Origin of the sequence: Pseudomonas sp. MB-090624 (assembly GCF_003205245.1) — a bacterium.
Taxonomy (GTDB): Bacteria; Pseudomonadota; Gammaproteobacteria; order Pseudomonadales; family Pseudomonadaceae; genus Aquipseudomonas; species Aquipseudomonas juntendi.
Window position 1 is genome coordinate 18,693 of sequence record NZ_QJRK01000008.1, and the last position, 24,456, is coordinate 43,148.

Consider the following 24,456-nt stretch of genomic DNA (forward strand, 5'->3'; position numbering starts at 1 on the left):
TTCCCTTCCAGCCAAATGACTGCCGAGTGGCCACCAAGCACTTGCGCCTCGGTGGTGGACTTGCCCCGATGCGTCTCCCCTTCACCGCGGATGTCCTCGTAGGCGATTAGCGTGCCGAGCCCGTGCAGTTTGTTCCAAGCGTCGCACTGGGACTGCAGTTGCGCTGGGGTTTTTCTTTTGTTTGCCATCTGAGTATTTTCCTCGCGATCTCAAACAGTGGCCTGGCAAAGCCAGGCCACTAGCAGAATCAGTTGTTTGCAGAAGCATCAAGAATCAGCTTATGGCTGCAATTGGTCGGATTACCGTCGACCAGAGTGCACCCTCCGAAACCGAACTCCAGGGGCTGTCCCTTTTTGATTTCGAACGACTGACTGAACTCGTTTCGGCTCATCTTCGGCAAATCAATCGCCAGATTAGTACCAGCCAGGGGCGCCTTGTCGAACCCCTCCAGCACAGCCAGCGAGCCTTTTACGGCGACGATCACGTTTTCACCAACAACAGCTGTCGGAGTCATCGACATATCGAGGCCCGTAACAAGCTTGCCCGGAATCAGCGTCGTTTTTTTGCCGTCGCTTACAGCTTTTTCGATATAGCTGTGGAGGACCTGGTCTTTAACGGGAAGGGTATTCCCCAGAAGAGTCGGTGCGGCAAACGAAGCGACAACCTCGTCCCCTTTGAACACCTTACCGCTCAGAAAGATGTTCGACCCGGATTCCGCCAGAGCCGAAGTGGCCAGCATGGGAAACATTACAGCAACAATCAGGAAGCGCTTCATCGCTTGTTATCCTTGGGTTGGTTTTTCAGTTTTCACGGTGAAAACAGCGAGCACCTAAGCTTGCTGTCGTTCCTCTTCAGGCGCGTCGGAGTCCTCAGTCGCCAGATCTTTTTCAGCCCTGTCGAGGGTACGCAGCAGCTCATCGAGCAGCAGCCGAGTCTCGACAGCCAGGGAGGTATAGCCAGGATCCTGGCGAACGGTCTTAGCAGCCTGGTAGAGCGAGTCAGAGTGCTTCTTCACCACTCGCTTGATTGCTGCGCCAGGCGCGTGCTTCGCAGTCGCTTTGTTCCGGCCCTGGGCCTGTGCTGCAGCAAGCATCTGCTCAAGAACCTCGACGGCCTTGTCGCCATGCGTCTTCAGCAGCTTGACCGCTTCAGTGGCCGAGATCCGGTCGTCGATAACGGCATCACGAATAGATTTCGGTCCCCCTACGAGCATCAGCAGGCCATCGACATAGGCAGTACCGAGGCCCATCCGATCGGCGACGACTTCGAGCTCTAGGCCGTAGCGAATCAGGCGTTTGCAAACCAGGCCCGTTTCGTAAGGCGTCAGGGGCAAACCGGTGTTGCTGCGGTACAGCTTTACGGTCAGGTCCTCCAGGGAGACGCCGCGCTCTTCCGGTACCGCAGGAATCGTTTCGATCTCGGCGCCTTCTTGAATAGCCAGAAGCACGGCCTTGGTCCGGCAGTGGCCATCGGAGACGTACTTGACCTCCTGATCACCTTCGCGAGCGATGTACACCGCGATGGGTTTGTCCATGTAGTAGCCTTCGGACTTCATCGAGTCCGCCAGTGCCCGGATATGCGCTTCCAGACCAGGGCGCGGAGTGCGCGCATTAAAGCCCGACATGAACTTCAGTTCGCGGGGATCCACCTGCCAGAGATCACGGCTTTTCGATCCCGACATAGCCTTCTTCGTGCTGCCCTGAACCAGGTCGCGTTCGAAGCTATCGAGCGGCATCTCAACTTGTTTTGCCATCACTGTCCCCTACCCTGCGTATCCGTTGTCTGGTTTGTTGCTATCGAATCGCGACTATCAGAGCTCAATCTGCTCTTCGCGTGCGCCAGGATCGTTTCGGGGCAATCACGCCACCGTTTGCTTTCCCGACTCGCCAGGTACGCCTTCCAGGTGCTCACCGCGATCGGCTTGGCCTGTCCAACATTCACCAGCTCCAACGCTTCCAGCTGAGTCATCCCGGCCTTTTCAATCAGCCTTCGGAGCAACGCCCCGTTGGTTTCCTCGGCAGTCATGCCATTCTCTCCACGGTGCACTTGTGCACCTATACTACACAGCAAATCGAAAAGATCAACAAACAAAAGTCAATTGTGACCTATTCCCTACCCTGCCCTTCTCAGCGCACATTTTTTAGGTCACATGAGCCCTATAGGTTTAGGCTAAAACTCGATTAGGTCACCTTTGACCGTCTATCGATTCGGGGTTTAACGCCTTTTTTTAGCCTAAAACCCCGAGGATTTCGCATCAGGTATTGCAAATCCTCGGGGTTAGCCCTACTTTTTAGGCACACAAACCCCGAGAAGGATTCGCTTCAATGGAAAACAATGAGTTCGGCATCGACCAGTACCCCTTCACCGACTTTCAGCAATTGTTCTATTCGAGCAAGTACGCGGCAGAGTGCATCCAGGTAAGCCAGGACATGCTTGCCCTGATCGAGAAGCAGCACAATCTCAACATCCGCCGCATTCCCCGCGGCACTGTCGAAGCACGTGGCTATACCCTCGACGATATCTTTCGCATCGCGTCGATCAGACGTGAGAGTGGCGTAATCAAGCCATTCCCTCGACCTATCACACTCTCGGTATACGTGCAGAAAGGTGGCACGGCGAAGACGACCACCGCCTGCAACCTGGCGATACAGTTCAGCTTGATGGGGCTGCGCACTCTGGTGATCGACAACGATCCACAGGCCGATGTCACGAGCATGTTGGGTTACGATCCCGACCTCACTGCAGCCGAGCTGGAGGACGTCGGTGTACCAGGGGCCCGAGCTGTAGACGGGCACATCGGGAATCTTATGCGTGTCGGCAGCACCTACACCCCCTTGTCGCTGGAAGAGGTTATCAAGAAGCCGTTTGGCGAATTCGGGCCGCATCTCATTCCGGCCGAAGTCACGCTCGACGAGATGGATATCGTGCTGCGGAACGCAAACGGCAGCGACTTCCGCTACTCGATCTTCATCGAGCAAGCACGCAACGGGAAGCTGCCGCACTGCGATCTTTCTAGCTACGACGTGATCATCATGGACAATGCACCGTCCGGCACAATGCTTTCTCGCAACTCGATGGTCGCTGCAGATTTCCTGGTCTGCCCCATCCGGATGGATAAGTTCTCGTTCAGAGCCCTGTCGCGCCTTGCATTCCGGCTGAGCGAGTTCGCCAAGGACTTCCAGCGGTCGCCTGAGATCATTGCGATCCCGACTATGTACATTCGCAACCGCCCGCGGATCCAGGCCAACCTGGAGCGCCTGACTACCCTCTTCCCGGGCAAAGTGACGCAGAGCCCGCTTTATCACAACGAGGACTATTCGAAGAGTCTTGAGGAAGGCATCCCTGTTTCGCTGTGGCGTCAGGCCAGCGACAATTCCGTCGGCGCTTTCCGCACCGTGTTCTCTGAGGTAGTGTCCCGTATCCGTGACGTCCTGGAGGCTTCGAAATGAAATCTACGCGCCCACTCGGGACTAGCCAACCAACCCATATTCAAGGAGTCCCCGTCGCCGAGGCGCCTGCAGCTAATCTCGGCAGGTCGATGAGCGACATACTGGCGGAGCGAGGGCTGCTCGACGACTCTCAGGCCCAGACTTCCGGTGTCCCTGCTGAAACTTTTCACGGTGAAAAGTCGACGAATTTTCACGGTGAAAAATCTGTAGGACCTGCAGCGCCTCTCGAAGGTCAGTATCTGCCAGCCAAGGAAGGTGTCACGCTTCTCGATACCGACATGGTTGATCCAAGCCCGTATCAGCCACGGAAGATCTTCAACGAAGTTGCACTCCAGCTTCTGGCTGACGCGATCCAGGCCAACGGCGGTCTCAACAATCCTATCGTCGTCCGCCCCAAAGCCAATGGTCGCTTCGAGCTTGTTGGTGGTGAGCGCCGCTGGCGGGCGCATGACATCCTGCAATGGACCAAGATTGAGGCCTATGTCCGGGATCTGTCTGACGAAGATGCAGCTGTCCTGGCCGTCACAGATAACGAATCCCAGGAGCCACTGACGGACTTCGAACGTGCGTTGAGCTACAAGAAGCTACTAGACAGCAAGGCCGTAAAGAACCAGATGACGCTTTCCCGCCGTGTTGGTCGAAGCATGGCCACCATCAGTCGCTGCCTGGCCTACTTCAAGCTGCCGCAAGAGACTCTCACACTGCTTGAAGACGATCCGGCATTCATCGGCACTAAGCATGTGGCCGATCTGGCGGCATTGGCAGACGAAGGGCACAAGGACCTGGTTGTCCAAGCTACGCAACTCGTCTTCGATGGAAAGCTCTCCCAGGAAGCCGCAGTTGCTTGGATCAAGAGCTCGGTGAGGAAGAGCAGTGATTTGCCGCCGGCGCCTCCGGTGCCCGTTAAGCTCTTCGCGAAAGGTCGCGAGTTGGCCGACCTGAAGGTTCGAGGGCAGAAGATCACGCTCGACTGCCCCAAAGGCGTCAATCCGGAGGAGGTTCTGGAGCTCATCAAGAAACACTTCGATCCACCATCTGAGGCTTGAGATTTTCCCAACCAAGGGCGCGATGAGCGCCCTTTTTTTTGCCCCATATTCTTTCACCTTACCTACATGACACCAGCTGATGCGAGTGATGTGGCAGCCCTTTTCACGGTGAAAAGGGCTGTTCATGCTGCCAGAAGGGCCAACAAGACCACATTCGCATGCAACCCCCATATCCTTTCACCTATCCGGTGCCAAGCATATGCCTATGTTTTTTTCACCGTGAAAACCGATACGGTTGTTGCTTGTAGATCATCCATGCAGCATCTCCGCCTGAACGTGGTCGAGGGAGTGCATCGTAGAACAGGAGGTCGGAAAGGAGAGGGTGGGGGAGGGGAGATTGGGAAGGGTATGCGTAAAGAGAAGGGGGCCGAAGCCCCCTTTCCTTTACGCACCAAGCGATTTTCTGTAGAGCTCAAGCGCTTCTTCGTAAGGAGGCAGCAGTTTTTCAGCGACGAACATGTAGAAGTTGTTGACGACCATGGCACTACCTTCACCTTTGGCGAGGAATTCGGCCCATTTCTTCAACATGAGGCGCTGCCCAACCAGGGTTGCTGCAAACTGATCATTGAGGGAATTGCGCACCTCACTGTCCATACCAGCAAGGAGCAGTTCAACCTCCGACCGGCGCTGAGCGTTGAACTCGCGGCGGACAGCATCGTCATCCTGCAGAAGGCTCTGTTGACCAGCCTGAGCGGCTTTGGGACTAGCCTGAGCCCCGCCTTGCAGAAGCTTGTCGAGCCCAGTCTTGGCCAGCTTCACATCTCCATCGCGCAGAACACGGAGGAAGTAGGGGGCAATGCCTTTCGCGCCGGCCTTGATCTTTCCTTCTGTGTACTTCTCCTGGACGTATTCCATAACGATGGAGATACGATCCTCAGAGTGGAGGGCCAGCGCTTCCTTCGCCTGAGTTTCCGTCAGGCAGAAATCGTCCTGCAACTTCCGCAGCAGCTCGTGGTTGAAGCTGGATGGAGAGTCGATCGCTAACGCGCCCTGGACGTTCTCCTGGATGCGAAACTTGACACCGACGACCTTGCGCTTCTCACGCTGCAGCTCGACCTCAAGACAGATGTCCGATATTGAGTTGATCTCTTTGATCGCAGGCTGGATGACAGCCCGGTTGAGGATCTTGAACTCATCATAGCTGGCAGTGTTGTTCACACCGAGCAGCTCACGGAAGAGGGGGAGAGGGAGGATTGGTGTTTGATTGATTGCTCTGTAGCGAGCGCAATTCTCGTACAAAGCAAGGGCATGCCCTGAGCTGAAGCGCGAGATGATCAGCAGGTCAATTCGAGCATAGAACTCCGGATTGTAGAGCTTTGTCCGCAGCTGCGGACTGTAGGCATAGCTGCAGATCCCGTCTTTGATCGAGGCGCTAGCAAGCGCCGTGGTCACACCCCAGTCGCTCTTGCCCTGGTGATCGATGATGTCCCATTTGATCTTGGTGGTGACCATGTCCTCAAGGGCGTCCTTGAGGTATTTGACGTTTTTACTGTCAAACCCAGCGAGATCCATAAGGTCGCGAACAGGGATGGTGTGCAGCTGCAGGTTCACGTCTGGGAAGTCATCGTAGGCATTGTGCAGCAGGACGTTCCAAGCCTTCCGCTGAAGGCACGAAATGTCGTTCTTGATGTGAATCGCCCCAGCGTGCTTCCGAACGCTTGGCGCCAGGACGTTTTGCCCCGGTGTTGCTGCCGGCATGCCCATGCTTCCCCCCTGCAAGCCTCCAAAACTGCATAGATACTATGACGAAAGTCAAAAATGATCAAGAAACGAACAAAACAGACAGACAGACAACCTCTCGCGAGCTGCGGTGCTTGAGGTCCACTCCACTCCGGTCCGGTCCGGTTGCAGGTACCCGCTCGGTCGAATTTTGCGGTAGTTAAACCGCTGTTTAAATTCTAGTCAATATATTTTCACACACATACAAAAACTTTCTGGATTGGATCCCATGTCTGTTTGTCTGTTTCTTTTTTAAACAAACAAACAGATATTTAGAGGCTGCTAAGTGTTTGATTTTAAAGGGTTTTATTGGGGTTAAGGTGAACGTTTATGGGGTGAGGGTGAATATATATGGGGTGAGAAGTGAAAACTTATGGGGCGAAGGTGAAAGTTTATGGGGAGCAATGGTGAAAGGCTATGGGGTGAGAGGTGAATGGATGTGGGGCGAAAGGTGAATGGATGTGGGGAGCGTGAAGTGAACGTTTATGGGGCCTCCTGAGCAAAGGTGAAAGCATATGGGGCCATTTGAAGGCTACTGGTCGAGCACCAGGATCGGGGGAAAGGTGAACGTTTATGGGGAGGTTAGGAGGTGTAGCCCCTTAAAAGGTGAACGTTTATGGGGTTGAGCGTGAGTTGTGGATCTGACAACGGGTCGGCATCCGACCAGGCCACTGAAATGAGTCACCGTTCGATGCCCCGATGAGGCGCGGAAGGTGGCAAAGGTGAAAAAATATGGGGAGGCCATCAAGCGCGGCATAAACCCCAGTAAATACAGGCGTCTGCGGGGTACTTTTTATTTAAAGGGTGAACATTTATGGGCAGGCAGCCGATCTCCCGTTGGCCATAAACAAGCAGCCACATGTGACCTAAATCCCGCCAAAGGTGAACGTTTATGGGGTTGGCTTGGGGAGGAGAGCATGAAAGGTGAACGCATATGGGGCGGCAAATCGTGTCTGGGGGGATCGTGGGTGGCAAAGGTGAATGGATATGGGGCCGATGGCTTATTTTGACTTTTGTTGTGCTATCCGCGATGCTTTTAGGCGACATAAACCAATTTTGCGGCTTTCGCCGTATGGGAGAGGTTCGCTATGCAAGGTCCGCTGCCGTTGTTCGATGTGCCGAAAGACAACACGGGGGTCAGCCGCGGTATGTTCGCTGTGGCTTCCAGTACCAGTAACCGGCCGAAGCTTGATCTGGCTGATCTGCCGTCTCCGCCGCAGAACGGCACTCTGCGCCCCCGCTAACCAGGTAGGGGAGCGAATACATGTCTTCTACCTATGCAGAGAACGAGGTGTTCAGTTTCTGTGGGCACCTTGAAGGAGAGCTCGGTGGCGAGCTGAAGAGTGGATACGCCGTTGCACAGTCGGCCGAGGAGGCAATTCGGTCGATGCGGGAATGTGGTTTCTACATCTCGGCGATCACTTCATTGGCTGAGGTGAAACAGACCGTTTCCATCCTGGAGCTCATCGCTCATCGCCATCCTGATATCGAGCCGACTGATTACGTAGACGTCTATCCGGCAGAGATCCAGCCCTATCCTGAAAGCAACGTGTTCTGCTTCACGGGGCATGTGGTCGATGCGTTTGGGGCATTGAAGGCTGGTTTCATTGTGGCCAGCGATGTCGACTTCGTTGTGACCTACCTGAAAGGACTGGGTTTTGTTGTCGAGTCGGCAACGTCCTTGGAGCAGCTCCGCCAGGCAATGGCGGACATGATGGCGATAGCCGACGACGATGCCTCGTTCGACCACAGCTGCGTGGTCAATTTCAAATCGGCCGCCTGAGGGCGGCCCCATCCTCAGTAGCATCTCAACCCGACAACAGGAAAAAGTGCGGTGTCCATTCGTTGACACTAAAGGTATTTTTGCGTATTTTCCGCATCTATCAACTAATGAAAGTCGTTGGGGTTCGTTCGGTATGTCAGGTACTTCACCACGCGATGACGAGCACTGCCTGGATCTGAGCCGTCTGCAGTTCTACAAGAAATACTTCGGCAAACTGCTGAACGCCCTGATCTTCTCTATTGTGCTGAACTTCGTCACCGGCGGTGCTTTCGTCTGGGTCAAAACCCGTGACGTCGAGCGTGAGTACTTCGGCCAGGACTCGGTGACTGGAAGGCTCACGCAGATGGTTCCGCTGAGCGAACCCTTTGTATCGCCCCAGAAACTGTTGGACTGGACAGTCGAATGTGTTGCTGGTGCGAACAGCTACGACTTCGTGCACTCGCAGAAGCAGCTGCAGCGCAACTCGCAGTGCTTCACTCCGGACGGCTGGTCGATGTTCATGGAAGCGCTGGACCGCTCCGGCAATCTGGACCTAGTCAAGAAACAGCGACTGGTGACCTCGGCGGTGCCCCTTGCTGCACCGGTGGTAACCAACCAAGGGATGCGCCGCGGTGTGTGGACCTGGCAGATCGAAGTTCCTTTCATCGTCAGTTTCCAGGGGGGGCAAGGTGGGCGAACCGTCGCCACTCAGAAAACGCTGGTGACGCTGCTTGTCACCCGGGTGAACCCGTTTGAAAGCCGCGATGGGCTGGGGATCGCGCAATACCTCGGGGGCGACCTTCGATGAGCCGCCTGGTCAAAGTTTCAGCCGGCTTGATTTGGTTCGTCCTTTCGGCGGGCCCAGCGCATGCTGATACGGCTGAAAGTGTGCCTGGTCAGAATCCTGCCACCGCGGGGGAGATGGCTATTCCTGCGCTGCCACCGCTGCCGGACATCAATGATGCCGCGTATCAGCAGGCCGTCGAGCAAGCTGCGCCTTTGACTCCTTCTCAGATCAGGAACCTACGGCAGCAGGTTGATGATACTGAGCGAGCAGCTGCGGCCCTCCCGCGATTCTTCCCGAAAATCGTCACCAATTCGGTGACGGTGTCGCTTTCGCCGGGCGCTACCCCGCAAGTAGTCCGCTTATTCAGTGGTTTTGTCACAACGCTGATGGTTGTTGACCAGGCAGGTAACCCGTTAATCGTCAAAACAGTCGATATCGGAGGCGGGGACAAAGACTTCACAGTCACCTGGGAAAAGGATGCTGAAAAGTCAGGCTCTAACTACGTGAAGATTTCGCCCAAGTCACCTTACGCTTTTGGCAACGTATCAATCACTTTGGTTGACGTGAGCGTTCCTATTTCACTGACTCTGGTAAGTGGTCAGCGGGAAGTTGATGATCGAGTAGATGTCCGTGTTCAGGGGATCGGCAATATTGCGACCGCAGCTCTGCCTAAAGGAGTCGCGCCTGCAATCCTCACCATGCTGTCGGGATTCGGCCCTGACGGCGCCAAGCTACTGACTAGCTCGAATACGGAAGTGATGGCATGGGAATACAAAGATAAGTTTTTTGTGCGGACGAACTATGCACTTTTGTCCCCAGCTTATCTTTCTATGCAGCGATCACCGGATGGAATTGCTGTTTATGAGATACCTCGGACTCCTGTCGTTGTTGCGCTGAGCAATGGGGCTCCACTTAACGTCAGTCTGAGCGGCTATTGATTATGGCGGATAAGATTTCGAAGTTGGATAATCTGAAAGTTGCCCTAAGTGATGGGCCTACCAGGTTGATCTATGGTGGTTCTTTTTTGATTATGTTGATAGCTGCGGGGGCTGGTTATTGGCTCTTCACGAGCAACAAGAAAACCAATGCAGATCCGAGCTACGTCAATAGCTACCAAGGGCTCCAAGGTCCGGCTGTCATGAGTGGTGGTGGGCCAATGCCCCAGTCTACCCCTCAGTATGACGCATACATTGCTCAGGAAAATTCCGACAATGTTCGAGCTGCTGTTCAATCCGGCAGCAGCGCGGTCCCTACTGTCCGAACTGGCGTAACCGAGACCGTCATTGAGGATGCTGCGCCGCCAAAGAAAAAGGCGCCGGAGGAAGATCCGGAAGCAGTCCGACGTCGTAACGAAGAGCGCGAGAAGCAGCTGGCTGATGCGCAGAAACGTTATGACGAGGCCAGGCGCGCTAATGACGAGGCGATCAAGGCCCGCAAAGAGGCTATGAGCCAACAAGTCGGTTTGCTAGTAAAAAACTGGGAGCCTTCCTCCCATAAAACACTTGATATTTACTCGACAGCGACGGCTAACACGGCTTCAGGGGTTGGAGGAAAAGGGCAGGTCGGTGCTGCTTCAAATGTGCAGCAGACACCAGCGCTGAAGCTCGCCCGGGCTGGTGATTTGCAATGTGGGCAAGTTGATACTGCAGTTAATACTGACGAGCCAGGGCCGGTTCTTGCCACGATATGGCAAGAAGGCGAGCTGAAGCGTACCAAGCTGCTCGGTAAGATTGAAACAGGTCAAAACGCCCAAAAAGCAACTTTGCATTTTACTACCGCAAATATTCCTGGTGTGAATGGATCTGTCCAAGTCGATGCTTATGCAGTCGATCCGAATACCGCTAGAACTGCTCTGGCCACTGATGTCGATAATCACCTGGTTCAGCGCTATGGCCTGTTCCTCGCTGCAACTTTTCTAGAAGGATATGGCACTGCAATTATGCAGGCTGGCCAGAATCAACAACTTGTAGCGAGTCCCAGCGGGACTGTCGTCCAAACCGATGCTTTGGATAACACGCAAATTCTTTCTGCTGCGGCTGGGAATGTAGGTAAAAGAGTTGCCGATAGCCTGGCCGATGGGGTTAACAGAAAACCAACGATTACTATCGACTCGGGAACTGCCGTCTGCTTCCTGTTCATGAATGATGTTGAAATTAAGGGCGAGGGGAATAAGTAATGAGTATTGATCAGGAAGATATTCTCGGGCAACAGAATGAGTTCGATGAGGACGATGCCCCGCCTGCCGACAAGAAAAAGAGCAACAAGAACGGTCAACTGATGACCTACGGGATGTACGTTGTTGCGGCTCTCGTTGTTGGCCTCGCATTGTTCAAGATATTCGGCCCCCGGTTCTTCCATAGCAATGACCAAGGTTATGGGACCGCCCCGATCACTATCGATCAGCCTTCTGGCCAAGGGGCAGGGCAGTACGGCTACCAGGGGCAGGGGTATCAGCCGCAACCGAATCCCCCCTCTCCCGTGCCGGAGCCGGTTGGCCAGTACCAGCAGGCGCAGAACTATGTGGCAGATCCACAAGTGCAGGCCGCGCTGCCGGTATCCGAATCGCCGGCACCACCGGTTATGCAGCAGCCTGTTGCTCCGGTCGGACAAGCTGCGCAGATACAGCCGCACGTAACGATGGAGCCGCAAGCTGCAACGGCGGCTCCGGTGCCGACATCGGGCCAGGAAATGGCTTCGATTGCTCAGGTTCAAAAACAGTTGGAGCAGCAAGATATTCAGTTGAAGGCAATTCAGGAAACGCTGGACGAAATCAAGAAGTCGCTGCCGAAAACCGCTGCCAAGCCGGCGCCGAAGCCTAGTTCCGCAAGTAAGTCCAGCACTTCTCAAGCAGCCTCGCAGAAGAAGCCACAACCGCAACCCCAGCGTCAGGTTCAGAAGTCTCAGGCTGGATCGGGCCAGCAGAAAAATTCGCCTGCCAGCATGTCGCTCAAGGCCGTGCTCGAAGGTCGAGCGTGGTTCGTGACGAAGGGAGGGGAGAGCATCAGCGTTTCCGTTGGCGACACGATCCCAGGAGTTGGCTCCGTGCAGCGCATTGATCCAGACCAAGGGCAAGTGATCATGTCCAACGGCGTCGTCTACCGCTGAGGCCGCTGAGATGATCGACGCCTCGACGATGCTGGCCAGCTTCGCCCAGCAGTTCCCCGGACTGGAGGATCTGTTGAACGCGGTTGTGGCTTTGCTGGGCCTAGTACTGACTGGCAACGCAGTTTTTAAAGCAATCCAAGTTGATAAGACGGGTGGCCAGGGTATGACCTGGACCACGCCGATTATGTATTTCTTCTGCGGCGTGGCACTTTTCAACTTCGCGGCAAGTATTGACACCGCTTTGGACTCATTTTGGGGTGGCTCGGTATCGGTGAAGAACCTCATGAGCTATCAAGGCTCGGCAAATATGCCGGCTCAAACTTCAGAGTTGATTGGGGTCATTGTTCTTTGCCTCCGGTTCTACGGATACATCACCTATGCCCGAGGCTGGATGAGTATGCGGCGGATTGGAAGTGGTCAGAACGGAAGTGATGAGGTTTTCAAAAAATCGTTTATCCGATTAGTGGCTGGTGTAGCGCTAATCAACATCGTCGGTACAGTAAATATGTTCTCTGAGACCTTCGGTTTCGGGGAAGTTCTATAGAGAAAGGAGACCATCCTATGAAAGTAATGAGTACGCTGCGCGGTTTTTGGAACAAGGCGAAAGTTTGTTTTTACTCTACCAGCGCAATGGCGATGCTGGCCTTTACCGAGCTTGCTCACGGCGAGGGTGTAGGTGCAATCGGTCGTCGCGCAGCCACTGAAGCTGACGGCCTGGGGGTGGGAGCGCAGGCTTTGTTCGCGCTGGGTGGTTTGATCATGGTCGGCCTGTCGATCTTCGAGATCAAGAAATACAACAAAACCGATGGTGCGCAAGGGAAGATCTCAATGGCTGCCATTCTGCTGTTTGGCGGTGCTTTCCTGTTGTACATCGCAAGCGGGATCGAAACTGGCTCTGACACCATTTGGGGTGAAGGCGGCGGCGACAAGTCTCGTGTGCAGATCCAGCGTTAAGGTGAGTTGGTAAAATGATCGAGCTATCGGTTGTTCGTGACATCCGGAAAGCGCCTCTTATTCAGCACGGCTCTCGGCTGGACAAGAGCGCGGGTGAGTTGCGCAAGCAGGTTATTGCGCAAGGGCGCTTTGGACGTCGCTGTCATTTTTGCGATTTTGCATTCGGAACAACCGATAGTTTCGATATCCATAATCTGGATGGTGATCACACGAATAATGAACTCGAAAACTTAGTTCCTGTTTGTGAGCTATGCCACGCGCCATTTCATCTCGATACGGTTTCTAAGAAATGGCCATCCGATCCTGGGAAAATTGTCTTCCTGCCTGAGCTGACTCAAGTTCAGCTCAACAATCTCTTGCAGGTGATTTTCTACTGCATGGCGATGCAGTCTGTTGCGGCTGGGCCGGAAAAGGTGGCTTCGACGGCGGAACAGGGTATTAACCCGCATACGGTCTACCGCCGTATCACCGACCGAGCCCACCAGGTCGAGATGAACTCGAAGGGGGAAACTGTGCGGAAAGGCCTTTCGGACCCCTTGGTATGTAGCAGAGTTTTGCTGGACATGAGCGACGATGAGTACGAGCAGCGTAGTGTCCTTCTGGGTGGCTGTCGTTACGTTCCTGGAGCGGACTATTTCATCCAGCAAGCTGGCATGTGGTCTGGGAACGGTGCGTCTTTCAGTCGCCTGGATCTCGCGGCCTGGCCTGGCGTTGCAGGAGTGGCCTGATGGGGGTAGTCAGGCACGGTTGTGTCCGTTTCGATGCCGACGATCCGAATATGGGCGGTTGGGCGTCCGTGGAAGGTATGGAGGCGTTTCGTATTTCTTCTGTCGGGAACTTGGATAACGACACCCTCTGGTGGACGAATCTTTCGTTTTCGGCGATTTATGGTGCGAATTTACATAAGACGCCATATATAAAGAGGACAACCTATCTTAACTCGTGGCTGCAAGAGGGGCAGGCAGACATTTGCAGTGCTTGGGGTTTAATGCGGCGTAGCTACACCGAGAAACAAATCACGGAAATCCTTTCCGGTGTTTTTTCTCGGGTCATGTGGTACGCGAAAGGCGCCTACGGCATTGATGGCTCTCGTTCTGTTCCTATGCACGACAATTTGGCGGACGAAATTCGGTGCAAGATCCTTCCAGATAAAGATCCACACATTGCGCCGGAAGTAGATGGTGCGCTGTCGGCTGCCCATCAGTATTACACTTATTGCCTGACGCCCCATTACAATCGGGAAGAAATGGTAGTGGTTCGATTTTCTGCGCCGGCAGTGGCGTATGCTCGCGAAATGCTGAGCATGATCGTACCCGGAGAACAAGTTGAGTATTTCTCTGCAGAACAGATAGCTCCAATCTCGGATAAAGTTCAATGGGTTGTGAATAACCCCCGCCCAGTGCTGGCTAAAGTATCCGTTTCAAATATAAATCCTGATTATGTGAACGTAATTGCTTTTGCTAACGGGGCAAAGGCTGGTAGTAACCGATCCTGGGTATCGCAGCCAGAACTTCTACTACTTTCTCAGTACGCCCAGGTTGAAGTGGCATGTGCTTTTGTATTCAGCGGCTATGAAATGCTTGAGACGTCCTGCGAGCTGCCGATGTTCTCTGCTTTGCAGGCTATGAGTCCTGGAGCGGAGCTCTTGGCTATGAACCATTGGGTCGGTCTTTCACGTGAGAACTGCTATCGGCTTGAGCCTAAGAGTACGGAGTATCGGGCAGTTTCCCCGCGTGCAGCCTGGATAACCGCGGTGGACCGTTTCTTGATGTTCACCTATGCGCTACAGCTTCATAAGGCCGGGTTCGCCATCAGAAAGTATGGCGCGGGTAGCGTGACCTGTCTGGTGCCAAAGCATAATTTTAAGGATGCTTATGACATCGCATCTTCTATAGGTCTGCTTGCTCCTCCAAATATGTCGTCGGACATTGAAGTTCAAGAGGACTTACACAATGTCTGACATTAACACTCTGCTTGAAGTTGCACTGCGAGATTCGCGCAATTTGGAAGTGATAATTGCGCTGGATCGACTGCTTCTTCTTCCGGAGAACGATGCTGCACTTCATGCGGCAATGAAAGATCTTGAGACGGTAAAATCATTCATTAATACAAAGTTGCCAAGTCACCTTAAAGAGTTTGCCAGAGGACTGTTCGTCCAGCATGGCCGACTGGTGGCGGAGCACTACAAGGCGAAATTGGAAACCGGGGAGACCGCTAGATGAGCGCTGCAGGTATCGTCGACACGATTGAGGATCTCCTCGCGTATGTCTGCTCGAAATTCAAAATGGCGATGGCTGACTACATTAATATAGAAAGCATCGACGACGAGCAGACCATGACTATGCGGGATGGCACCTTGCTCACCGTCCTGCAATTGCACGGCTCCACCAGGATGATCGGCGAGGTCGAATTTGCTGAATGTGACAGCCTGTTCAGCAAGAGCTTGAAGGCGTACCTGAGCAATGGCGGCCATGCCGTCCACGTGTACTTCAGCGGTGATCCCGATAGTGCTGTACGCGATATCGAAGCGGCCATCGCTCCTTCCCGAGCGACAGCCAAGCGCCTCGGGTTGGAGCTGGATGACCTCTTCGAAGAGGACGTCAGACACCTTTCCCAGTTCTGCACCAACGAGAAGGCCTTCATCACCCTGATCACCAGGCCGTCGGCGGCCACCAGTGGCGAGCAGAAGCGCGATGTGAAGGCGAAGGAGGAGCTGCGCGAGGCCTCGCCGCTTCCCCGGATGCGGGATGTGCCGAACGTCTTCGCGGCGATGCAGTCGTTGCGTACTCGGCACCGCTCGTTCGTCGACGCCCTGGTCGGGGACCTGCGGTCGGTCCATATCGCTGTAGAGGTTCTGGACGTCCACAAGGCCGGTTACGAAATGCGGATGAGCGTGGATCCGGAGTTCACCGCCGATGATTGGCGCCCGCGGCTTCCGGGCGACAAGATTCCCGTGCGGGACATCAGCAGAAATCCCAAGGACATGTCAGGGGCATTTTGGCCGCGCCTCGATCGCCAGCTGGTACCGCGAGATGCTGAAAAAGCAGGGCGGAAGTACACGATAGTTGGCGACAGGATATATGCCCCGATGTACGTGCACCTGCATGCACAAGACATTGAGCCCTTTCAGAAGCTGTTTGTGCGGGTAAGTCAGAACCGCTTGCCTTGGCGGATCAGTTTTTTGATTGAGTCAGGCGGCCTGAAGATGGTCGGCTTCAAGAACATGGTTGCCAGCATCATCAGCTTCACCAATCCGGACAACAAGGTTTTCCGGGAGGGGGTTTCGGCGGTTCGTGAGATGGTGAAGAAACAGAATGAACTGGACGTCCGCCTGCGTGTGGATTTCGCGACGTGGGCTCCGAAGGATGACGAGAAATTACTCGCATCCCGCGCATCTCGCCTCGCCCGTGCCGTACAGGGATGGGGAGGTATTGATATTCGCGAAGCCAGCGGCGATCAGTTCCAAGGTTTTACATCGTCGGCGCTCTGCCTGAGCTTGAATAGCGTCGCAACACCTTCTTGTGCGGTTCTCGGTGATGTCACGCAGATGTTGCCTTTGTACCGTCCTGCGTCGCCTTGGGCTGATGGCGGAGCGGTTCTCTATCGCACGCCGGATGGAAAGATCTGGCCTTATCAACCCAACTCACCAGTCCAGTCCAGTTGGATTACGGTCGGTGTGGCTGAACCTCGGTCCGGTAAAACGGTTGATGGTAACCAAGGGAACCTTGCGCTTTGCCTCTCGCCGGGTATCACCCGGCTGCCGATGATCGGGATCATCGACGTCGGCAAGGGGAGTGCTGGTTTGATATCTCTGCTACGCAACGCTCTTCCCGAGGAAAAGCGGCATTTGGCGATGAGCTTGCGTCTGCGTATGACGCCGGAGTTCGCCATCAACCCTTTGGACACTCAGGTAGGGTCCCGTTACCCACTACCCAGCGAAGTTGCTTTTCAAACTAACTTTGTGTCGCTGCTTGTTACGCCAATGGGTGCTGCCGCACCGGCAGACGGCATGGTTGGCTTGGTCAAGTTCACCCTGCAGGAGGCCTACCGCTACTACGCAGGCGATGGCAACAATACCAGGGCCAAGCCCTACATCCCCAACACCCGAGGGGCTGAGCAGGTCGACCGGGCGGTTGAGCGCTTCGGTATCCAGGTAGACGGGCGAACTTCCTGGTGGGAGATCGTCGACGCGCTCTACGACCATGGTGACATCCATTCTGCAACCCTGGCGCAGCGGCAAGCCGTTCCTACGCTGGCCGACTTGGCGGCGGTGAGTCGCGAGCAACAATTCGTCGATCTCTATGGAGGCAAGAGCACCGAGGATGGTGAGGCGCTACTGGATGCCTTCTCCCGGATGATTTCGGAATCGTTGCGCAGCTACCCGATTCTCGCTTTGCCTACGGCCTTTGATCTGGGCGAAGCCAGGGTCGTTTCGATCGACCTCGCCGAAGTTGCTCGTAGTGGATCCGCCGCGGCCGACCACCAGACAGCGATGTGTTACATGCTGGCTCGCTATGTCGTGGCGAGGAACTTCTACTTGACCGAGGAAGATGTCGAGTGCTTCGCCCCACGGTACCGCCCGTACCATGAGCACCGTATTCGCGAAATCCGCCAAGACAAAAAGCACCTTCAGTGGGACGAACTCCATCGAACGAAGCGCGTGCGTCCGGTACGGGACCAGGTTATCGGCGATATGCGCGAGGGGGGTAAGGAGGGCGTAATGGTTACCGTACTGTCTCAGGACGTGGATGACTTTGACGAAGAAATGTTGTCCTTCGCTACCGTCAAGAAGGTTTTCTCGAAGCAGAACGAGAAGAAGGCGGGGCGCATGCGCGAAATGTTCGGCCTGTCATCGACGGCGGAATACGCGGTTCGCCACATGATCCGTCCTCCGAGTGCGAAGGGGTCTACGTTCGTTGGCGCGTTCAGTACTCGTGAAGGCGAATCGGTGCATTTGCTGAATAGCACTATGGGCGGTATCAGGCTCTGGGCGTTTTCGACCACGCAAGAAGACACCTACGTCCGCGACACACTGTATCGGGAAATTGGGCCAGTCGAAACGCGGCGCCTCCTGGCTCGGCTCTACCCTGGTGGTAGCGTTGCGCGGGAAATCGAGGCGCGGAAGAAGAAGGTCGAGATCAGCGGCCTGATTGGCCAGGATCGGGACGATGGAGTAATTGATGGGCTGGTCGCCGAGTTGCTCGATATCTACCAACAGCAGCGGTCGGAGGCACTACGCGCATGATCAAGCGGATCAACTGCTCGGTCGTTTTCCTTCTGATGGTGGCGACCGCTTTCCCCGCGTGCGCGGGGATCTTCAACATCGGAACTTCGGGAGGCGCTTCGAACGAGAGCAGTTCGAGCAATGTGGTTGTTCGCCCTGATGCTGGCCCGGGGAGAGCATCGACACCGATTGTCCCTGTGGAAAGTGCATCGCCGCAACGGGTACCGGTGGAAAGCCCCCCCGTCTATCAGCCCTATACGCCGCCGGCTGCGTCGGTGTTGCCTGCCCCGATATCGGACGATGCAGAAGTTCGGCGCTACGACCGCTACCCAAACGAAAGCGATGTCGACTACATCGCTCGTATGAAGCAGGTCTACAAAACGTCTGCAGCAGAACTAGAGCGTGTCGGTGCTGAACACATGTTGCGCATGCAGCAGTTGGCGCCTCATTGAGCTCTTGTCGATGAGGGGCGGTTGAGGCCAGCTTCGCGATTATCTGGAGCGAGCCTCACCTGGTAGTGATCAGATAGTTGAGAGAGGTCGAGCGACCAGCTGTACGCGGAGCGGATCTCGTGGATCGCGAAGGCTCGCTTGACCAGCTGTAGGGCTTGGCCGGGGCTGATGGAGTTCACATGGCACAGCCACTCGATGGCTTTGTGGGTTTCGCTGCGCTCGATGGCGAGACCGATATGCTTTACCTGGTGGCACCTCGGGCAGAGCGCTATCAATCGATCCAGGCGCTGGATGAGCCGGTGGTCATCGTAGTGCCAGATTTCATGGCACTCGACAGGATGGTGCGGGCCTCGGTTAGAGCAGATCTCGCAACGGTAGTTGGCAGCCTTGAAGCAGATGCTTTTCAGCCGACTCCAAGTGGCTTCGCTGACGTTTGAACGGACGTTGCTGTACCAGCAGGATCTAGGAACAAGCTCGATGGTTAGATTCATGGTGAGGGAAAAACCTGCCGCGTATGATTGCGTCTGATTGGTTATTTTTTTACTATCAACGACATATTGACATGGTAATATAGATCAATGAAAGTCACCGATAAGGAACGAGAAGTCAGCGCCGAAATGGCGGCATGGCTGGGTTTTCTGAGGAAGGCCAAGCGGGTGACTCTGCAGAGCATCGCAGAAACTCACGCTACCCATCGGGGGAATCTGTCGGCGTTCATTTCGAGCAAGGGGACGACGCGGAATGTTTCGATGGAGAAGCTGCGGATGGTCCTGTTTGACCTCGGGCTTCTGGATGGCGGGATGTTAGCTCCAGGCCTCCACCGTTGGGAGGTCGATGAAGAAATGGTCGATTCCCTGTGTGAGCTGCTGAATAAAAGCGAGTTCGAGCGAGGGTATGTGTTCCGCTTGGGGAATGGCCTACGGGCATTCGCAGTGGTTCAGGTGTGCGAGGCCAACGCGGTGTTCGCGAGTTTGCCTGTTGAGATTGCTGAGCGGGTGGCTTCTGGATTGAAACCAACTGAAGGCGGGCAGCGCATCAGCTTGGTGGATCTCGACCGGGCTGGCGATGCGCAGATTCAGGCGCTGTGGCAAACCCCTGCAGACGCTTCGGTGTTTGCGAGCATACAAAGTCTCTGGACGGATGAGCCGTTATTCCGATTGCCCATTGAGAAGAGGGCGGGCTGATCCAGATGTAGTGTCCGGAAATGGTTTTTGCTCGCCAATGCTGATTTTGGTCATCGCCGGTTTTGTTCGTTGCCGAAGAGGCACTTAGCGCTCGGATTCGGGCATTCGGTAACGGGGCGCAGTCTGGATGACAAAACTTAATTTGGCCCAGCTTTGCTGGCGTGTTGTTGATGATTGTTGCGGCGAAAATCTAAGGAAAAGCTATGGCTACCCAGAAGCGAATGAAAGCTAACGAGCTGGTCACTCTGCTCGCTGAGCTGGTGGTGATGGACATCGAGATGATGGCCAGGTTTGCCAATATCCCTGTCCAGAACCTGCGTTCCTGGTTGGCCGGCAAGAAGGAAAACCTTCGGCTGCAGTCGGTGATGAATTTGATGTCGGTCATGGGGTTGAAGGTCGACAACGGACTTCGCCTGGATGACGCGCGGGTTCACTATTGGTACATCGAAGACAGCATTTTCAGCCAGAAGAAGAGCGTCTACGCGGCGCTGACGAAGCTTTCCAAGTTGCTGGCAGGCTGCTCGATCACGGCGGTCGAATCTACGTCGCCACGGCTCAAAGAGCGCCTTGGGCATCGCTTCTACCTGGTGGCGAGCGCCAAGGTGCGACTTGTTGTGTGCGTGCGTCGCAGTTTCTTCCGGGCGCCGGCGGTATCTCCCGAGGTGATCAAAGGGGCCTGTTGGCGGGATGACAGTGATGATCATCTGATCACGACAAACCGTCGTTTGTGGACGCACCTGGTTGAGCGCGACCTGACCACGTATGAGTTCGATCGCATGTTCAATCAGGTTAGCGAAAACGTGAGCTGGGCTGATGTTTCGCTCATGGCTCGCGAATTCGGCGTTACGGCTGCTGATGTGTCGCAGTGGATCCTGGAGCGACATGGCGAGCTGGTCCCCGATGGAGCAGGGGCACAGGATGACGAAGGCATCGATTTGGATAGCAGCGGCGGGCGCGTGCTGTACCTCGCAGCAGGTTGAGGGGGCTGTCCATGCTTGTAGTTCTCCGCGATTCGAAGATGTTTCGAGCCGTCCCGAGGGTGATCCTATGGGGTGGCGTTGCGCTGTTCTTGTTCCTCATCTTGGTGCTGGCCGAGGGTAGCGTCTACTTGGGGAAGGTGGGGGAGGCCAGGGACGCAGCTATCGCTCAATGGCTGAATGAACATCCGGAAGATGGCGAGGCGGTGGCCCGCTACCGGACTGTCTGCATCGGATCTCCAGGCGAACCGGATGTCGAAAAGATTGCCTCCCCCCCCCAGCCCGTTCTGACCTTCGCCGAATGTGCTGAAAAGGTTGGGTCACCCGATCTCATGGTCATTATTCAGGCAGCGGAATACTCGATCCCGGTGCCGATACTTCTCTCCTGGTTGTCACGCACTTTGGCATCCGTCGTTCTGCTTTAGCCGTTGCAGGAGTTGGTATCGTGCAAGCGCATTTCATGGGGTCGCGGCCGGATGGATGGCTTGAGAAACTGGCTGCCGAAAAGGCGCGTCTGCGCCGTAAAGTTCGGACTCGGTGGATCTTGGCCGGCCTGGGCGTGCTGGTGGTCGTTGGCGTTGTATGGGGAGCGTTTTCGTGGGGATGATTGACCTGGTTGGGCTGAAGCATGGCTTGCTTAACTCGCCGGAGTCGCCGGCTCCGATTGCTGCATAAGGGGGCGGGAGTGCGACATTTCTTCCTCCGGATGAAGCGGATGATTCAGGATGATCTCGGTATCCCCGCTTCGGTCCGCGCTATTGTTGAGGCCTTTCCTGCTCTGAAAGTGCACTTGCGGGAACCCGCTCAAAGTATTGCCGCGTCGAGCGTTGTTCTATGGCATGAATGGGGTGGCGCGGTGCACGGCTCTTGGCCCCGTCTAGCTGCCGGAGAAATGCTCGGGTGGCGCAATCAGGGCGGCCAATACGGCAGCTTCCATCTCACCCGGGAGGATCTCGCCCGCTTGGGCTGTCGCGAGGTCAAGGAGCAATGGCGGTGCGAGATTCAGGATGTCGAAGGCCTTTCAGCGTCGAAATCGGAGCTGCGTGACTTCGCGAGCCTTGACGATATGGTCGCCACCAACTCGCGACCGATGATCGAGCCTATGAGCTTGGAAAAGCTGGATCAAAACCTCGCCTGGTCCGAGATACGAATACTTCATCGCGAGGATCCTTCGGATCATTTCGCCTGCTATCGGTGGGATGGGCGGCTTTTCCTGATGAACTCCGGTGGCTCGCATCACTTTGCGGCAGCACGCTATATCGCTTCGCGGTTGCGTCGTTCTGTGCCGCTGCAGGGGCGGCTAAAGATCTACGGCCTCAACAGCGCTTCTGTCAGTTCCCTGGTGCGTGACTTTGAGATATTCGCGCTACGGGACGAGCCGATGAGCTACATGGCGTTTCACGATGCCATGCGGGCTTATGGCGCTGCCTACCTGCACCGACGCCTGCCCCGTCCTTATGAGGATTCCCGAGCTGTGTTTCTGCCGCGAGATGATATTCGTTCGGTGCGAGTTGCGGCCGTGCTCCACGAGTGGGGGTTCTTCGATCTGGGTGATCATCTGCAAGAGCTGGCTCGCAGAAACATGGCGGCTTTCAGATTGAACTGAAGTTCAATTATATACTTGCATTGTAACGAGAAAAACGCGAGAGGCAATCTATGCAGGCACTCACCACTACAGGCAAGCTGTTTAAGCAGTTCATCCAGTTTTTAAGGGAACAGGGCTACCAAATTCACTGGCACGACATCAATCCCGAAGAGCCTGAGTATGTTGAGGTGATTTGCAACGGGCAGCATCTGATGCCGGATGGTGTACCTAGTATTCCGAATGATGGAATCGTTGAGATTGACTACTTCGCCACTATTTTCTTGGAGCCAGGCAGCGGGGGAAGAAAGATTCAAAGGGTATTCAAGGATTGGCAGGCCGGCAAAATGTTCCTCGGCTCCACCAAGCTAACGCCCCCTCATCTAGTAGCCCATTACGAACGCATCATCACCGCTGCAGTCGCGATGAATGACGAAGAGAAGGCCCAGGTTGCTGACTGGGTTGATCGGCACGCCTCGGGGAATAGCAACTTGGCGGCGAGTGATTGGCCGGGATGGAAGGATGTAATTGCCCGCGTGAGTGAGCGCTAGGCGCGAGCTGGTCCCTGCGCTCGCTTTGGCCGGGTGATGGGGGAGGGGGCGCAGGTGTTAAAAGGTTAGGCTTTACACGACGACTTTCGTTTGTTTATCCTGATGCAATATCAGGTAACGAGGGTTTTGTTATGGATGGCCTGCAGATGACCGAGGAGCAACGTGCTCCCTGCGAAAGCAACTCCGATGTAATCAAGATCGAAGCCGGTGCTGGCACTGGCAAGACCACCACGTTGCGAGGCATCGCCGAGGCCAAGCGCGACAAGCGTCAGCTATATGTCGCGTTCAACAAATCGATCCAGGTCGAGGCCTCCAGGAAGTTCCCATCCAACGTCACCTGCAAGACCGCACATTCGCTTGCCTACGGCGCCATTGGCCGTGACTACGGCAACGTACATGGCAAGCTTCAGGGGGACATCAAGCCCTTCCATGTTACTCGACAGCTGACCTCCAGCCTGTCGGGCGTCCCGTCGAGTGCCCACAACTTGTATGGCGGTCGCGTGATCGAGACCGTGAAAAACTACCTCGTGTCGGCCGATTCCACGCTTAGCCCGAAGCACGTCAGCATCGGCGACGCCCCGGTCGAGCGTAGCCATTTCGATCCGCAGCGGATCTTGCAGGACGCGATGCAGGTCTGGACCGCAATGCAGGATCTGCGCTCCGAAGTCCCGATGCTGCATGACGGGTACCTCAAGCTCTACCAGGTCGCAGGTCGTCGACTGCCCTACGACCTGATCCTTTTCGACGAAGCGCAAGATACCAATCCCGTCACCCAAGCAATCGTAAATCAGCAGCAGGCGAAGAAGGTGTATGTGGGCGATCGCCATCAGGCGATCTACGGCTTCCGTGGTGCGAGCAACGCGATGGAGCTCATCCCCTCGGACGAAACCTTCTACCTGACGGGCTCGTTCCGCTTCGGCAACGAAGTGGCGGAAGTGGCTAACCGCATCCTGGACCTCAAGGGTGATGTCGTTCATCTGCGTGGACTGGGGGCGGAAAGCAAGATCCGTCCTCTGACTGCCAGCGAGGGCTATGCGTACCTCAGCCGAGGCAATGCTGCGCTGTTCGACCGGGCCGTGAAAGCTCTGACCAAGAACGAGCCCTTCTCCTTCGTCGGTGACATCCGCGGTTACCGCTTCGATCAGATCCTGGACGTCTATCAGTTGTCGATCAAAGGCCAGGTGAAGGATCCATTCATCCGGTCCTTCAGCAGCTTCGATGAGCTGGTGGAATACGCCGAAATGATCAACGACCGCGAAGTTAAGTCGCGCTGCAAGATCGTCACTGCCTATGGCCGGGATATCCCAGGTTTGTTGGAGCGAATCGAGCGGGCAGCCCTGGCACCGGTCGAAGACGGCAACGTTGCGGACAACCGTCTGATCCTCACCACGGGCCACAAGTCGAAAGGGCTCGAATTCCCCAATGTCCAGCTGGCTGGCGACTTCATGGAGTTTCTCGACTCCGACACCGGCCAGTTGATCGACATGAGCAAGGCCGACACCAACCTGATCGAGGAGATCAACGTCAACTACGTCGGGGTAACCCGAGCGCAGCGCGTTCTCCACCTCAATGAGCAGCTGGAGGCCTACCTCGAACACCTCGAAGAACTGGCGGCCAACCGCTCCAGTCGTCCTTCCATGGCGTAATCAACGATTTATCCCCCG

At 55.4% G+C, this 24,456-nt stretch carries 25 protein-coding genes; 21 read left to right on the plus strand and 4 right to left on the minus strand.

The genetic code is table 11. The annotated features are described in order from the left end of the window. Positions 1–247 precede the first annotated feature (247 nt). From DMX12_RS05990 to DMX12_RS06000, 3 genes are read right to left on the minus strand one after another with little or no spacing between them, the layout of a single operon-like run. Complete coding sequence (locus DMX12_RS05990; protein WP_009684360.1) at positions 248–775, minus strand: hypothetical protein; 528 nt, start codon at positions 773–775, stop codon at positions 248–250. Between the two features lie 54 nt (positions 776–829). Continuing rightward, on the minus strand, positions 830–1,753 hold the full coding sequence (locus DMX12_RS05995; RefSeq protein ID WP_023118095.1) for a hypothetical protein: 924 nt from the start codon (positions 1,751–1,753) through the stop codon (positions 830–832). Further along, complete coding sequence (locus tag DMX12_RS06000) at positions 1,753–2,025, minus strand: hypothetical protein (protein WP_009684357.1); 273 nt, start codon at positions 2,023–2,025, stop codon at positions 1,753–1,755. The genes DMX12_RS05995 and DMX12_RS06000 overlap by 1 nt, the downstream gene beginning before the upstream one ends. A gap of 299 nt (positions 2,026–2,324) precedes the next feature. Here DMX12_RS06000 and DMX12_RS06005 point away from each other — a divergent pair, with 299 nt between their 5' ends. Both DMX12_RS06005 and DMX12_RS06010 read left to right on the plus strand, forming a co-directional pair. Beyond that, a complete protein-coding gene (locus DMX12_RS06005) occupies positions 2,325–3,449 on the plus strand; it encodes an AAA family ATPase (RefSeq protein ID WP_009684356.1) in 1,125 nt (374 codons plus the stop codon). 89 nt (positions 3,450–3,538) lie between these two features. Next, on the plus strand, positions 3,539–4,495 hold the full coding sequence (locus DMX12_RS06010) for a ParB/RepB/Spo0J family partition protein (protein WP_015026520.1): 957 nt from the start codon (positions 3,539–3,541) through the stop codon (positions 4,493–4,495). A gap of 384 nt (positions 4,496–4,879) precedes the next feature. Here DMX12_RS06010 and DMX12_RS06015 read toward each other — a convergent pair whose 3' ends face one another. Further along, a complete protein-coding gene (locus DMX12_RS06015) occupies positions 4,880–6,199 on the minus strand; it encodes a replication initiation protein (protein ID WP_009684354.1) in 1,320 nt (439 codons plus the stop codon). A 1,279-nt stretch (positions 6,200–7,478) separates the two neighbouring features. Between DMX12_RS06015 and DMX12_RS06020 the strand changes: the two genes are divergently transcribed. From DMX12_RS06020 to DMX12_RS06115, 19 genes are all read left to right on the plus strand, one after another. Further along, positions 7,479–7,997 carry a hypothetical protein gene (locus DMX12_RS06020; RefSeq protein ID WP_009684352.1) on the plus strand — a complete coding sequence of 173 codons (519 nt, stop codon included), beginning with the start codon at positions 7,479–7,481 and terminating at the stop codon, positions 7,995–7,997. Positions 7,998–8,130: 133 nt separating this feature from the next. Beyond that, the gene (locus DMX12_RS06025; RefSeq protein WP_009684351.1) at positions 8,131–8,784 is read left to right on the plus strand and encodes a DotI/IcmL family type IV secretion protein; all 654 of its coding nucleotides are present in this window, start codon (positions 8,131–8,133) and stop codon (positions 8,782–8,784) included. Beyond that, complete coding sequence (locus tag DMX12_RS06030; RefSeq protein WP_009684350.1) at positions 8,781–9,701, plus strand: DotH/IcmK family type IV secretion protein; 921 nt, start codon at positions 8,781–8,783, stop codon at positions 9,699–9,701. Before DMX12_RS06025 ends, DMX12_RS06030 begins: the two co-directional genes overlap by 4 nt. Before the next feature lie 23 nt (positions 9,702–9,724). Then, positions 9,725–10,939: a DotG/IcmE/VirB10 family protein gene (locus DMX12_RS06035; RefSeq protein WP_171021351.1), complete on the plus strand. Its 1,215-nt coding sequence runs from the start codon at positions 9,725–9,727 to the stop codon at positions 10,937–10,939. Then, positions 10,939–11,868, plus strand: coding sequence for a hypothetical protein (locus DMX12_RS06040; protein WP_009684348.1), 930 nt, complete (start codon positions 10,939–10,941; stop codon positions 11,866–11,868). The genes DMX12_RS06035 and DMX12_RS06040 overlap by 1 nt, the downstream gene beginning before the upstream one ends. Before the next feature lie 10 nt (positions 11,869–11,878). Further along, positions 11,879–12,412 (plus strand): hypothetical protein, encoded by a 534-nt coding sequence (locus DMX12_RS06045; protein ID WP_009684347.1) that lies wholly within the window; start codon positions 11,879–11,881, stop codon positions 12,410–12,412. Positions 12,413–12,429: 17 nt separating this feature from the next. Continuing rightward, the gene (locus tag DMX12_RS06050; RefSeq protein WP_009684346.1) at positions 12,430–12,822 is read left to right on the plus strand and encodes a hypothetical protein; all 393 of its coding nucleotides are present in this window, start codon (positions 12,430–12,432) and stop codon (positions 12,820–12,822) included. A gap of 14 nt (positions 12,823–12,836) precedes the next feature. Further along, positions 12,837–13,550 carry an HNH endonuclease gene (locus DMX12_RS06055; RefSeq protein WP_009684345.1) on the plus strand — a complete coding sequence of 238 codons (714 nt, stop codon included), beginning with the start codon at positions 12,837–12,839 and terminating at the stop codon, positions 13,548–13,550. Then, positions 13,550–14,782 carry a hypothetical protein gene (locus DMX12_RS06060; protein WP_009684344.1) on the plus strand — a complete coding sequence of 411 codons (1,233 nt, stop codon included), beginning with the start codon at positions 13,550–13,552 and terminating at the stop codon, positions 14,780–14,782. The genes DMX12_RS06055 and DMX12_RS06060 overlap by 1 nt, the downstream gene beginning before the upstream one ends. Further along, positions 14,775–15,044, plus strand: coding sequence for a hypothetical protein (locus tag DMX12_RS06065; RefSeq protein ID WP_009684343.1), 270 nt, complete (start codon positions 14,775–14,777; stop codon positions 15,042–15,044). The genes DMX12_RS06060 and DMX12_RS06065 overlap by 8 nt, the downstream gene beginning before the upstream one ends. After that, positions 15,041–18,067 (plus strand): hypothetical protein, encoded by a 3,027-nt coding sequence (locus DMX12_RS06070; RefSeq protein WP_023118093.1) that lies wholly within the window; start codon positions 15,041–15,043, stop codon positions 18,065–18,067. Before DMX12_RS06065 ends, DMX12_RS06070 begins: the two co-directional genes overlap by 4 nt. Continuing rightward, complete coding sequence (locus tag DMX12_RS06075; RefSeq protein WP_009684340.1) at positions 18,064–18,498, plus strand: hypothetical protein; 435 nt, start codon at positions 18,064–18,066, stop codon at positions 18,496–18,498. The genes DMX12_RS06070 and DMX12_RS06075 overlap by 4 nt, the downstream gene beginning before the upstream one ends. 179 nt (positions 18,499–18,677) lie before the next feature. Beyond that, on the plus strand, positions 18,678–18,935 hold the full coding sequence (locus tag DMX12_RS06085; RefSeq protein ID WP_009684339.1) for a hypothetical protein: 258 nt from the start codon (positions 18,678–18,680) through the stop codon (positions 18,933–18,935). 141 nt (positions 18,936–19,076) lie between these two features. Beyond that, positions 19,077–19,682 (plus strand): hypothetical protein, encoded by a 606-nt coding sequence (locus tag DMX12_RS06090; RefSeq protein WP_009684338.1) that lies wholly within the window; start codon positions 19,077–19,079, stop codon positions 19,680–19,682. 203 nt (positions 19,683–19,885) lie between these two features. Beyond that, entirely contained in the window at positions 19,886–20,662 is a 777-nt protein-coding gene (locus DMX12_RS06095) for a hypothetical protein (RefSeq protein ID WP_023118091.1), read from the plus strand. 11 nt (positions 20,663–20,673) lie between these two features. Continuing rightward, positions 20,674–21,084, plus strand: coding sequence for a hypothetical protein (locus DMX12_RS06100; protein ID WP_009684336.1), 411 nt, complete (start codon positions 20,674–20,676; stop codon positions 21,082–21,084). Between the two features lie 290 nt (positions 21,085–21,374). Continuing rightward, the gene (locus DMX12_RS06105; RefSeq protein ID WP_023118090.1) at positions 21,375–22,265 is read left to right on the plus strand and encodes a DUF6685 family protein; all 891 of its coding nucleotides are present in this window, start codon (positions 21,375–21,377) and stop codon (positions 22,263–22,265) included. A 50-nt stretch (positions 22,266–22,315) separates the two neighbouring features. Further along, entirely contained in the window at positions 22,316–22,792 is a 477-nt protein-coding gene (locus DMX12_RS06110) for a hypothetical protein (protein WP_009684334.1), read from the plus strand. A 131-nt stretch (positions 22,793–22,923) separates the two neighbouring features. Further along, positions 22,924–24,438, plus strand: coding sequence for a UvrD-helicase domain-containing protein (locus tag DMX12_RS06115; RefSeq protein ID WP_009684333.1), 1,515 nt, complete (start codon positions 22,924–22,926; stop codon positions 24,436–24,438). The last annotated feature ends 18 nt before the right edge of the window (positions 24,439–24,456 follow it).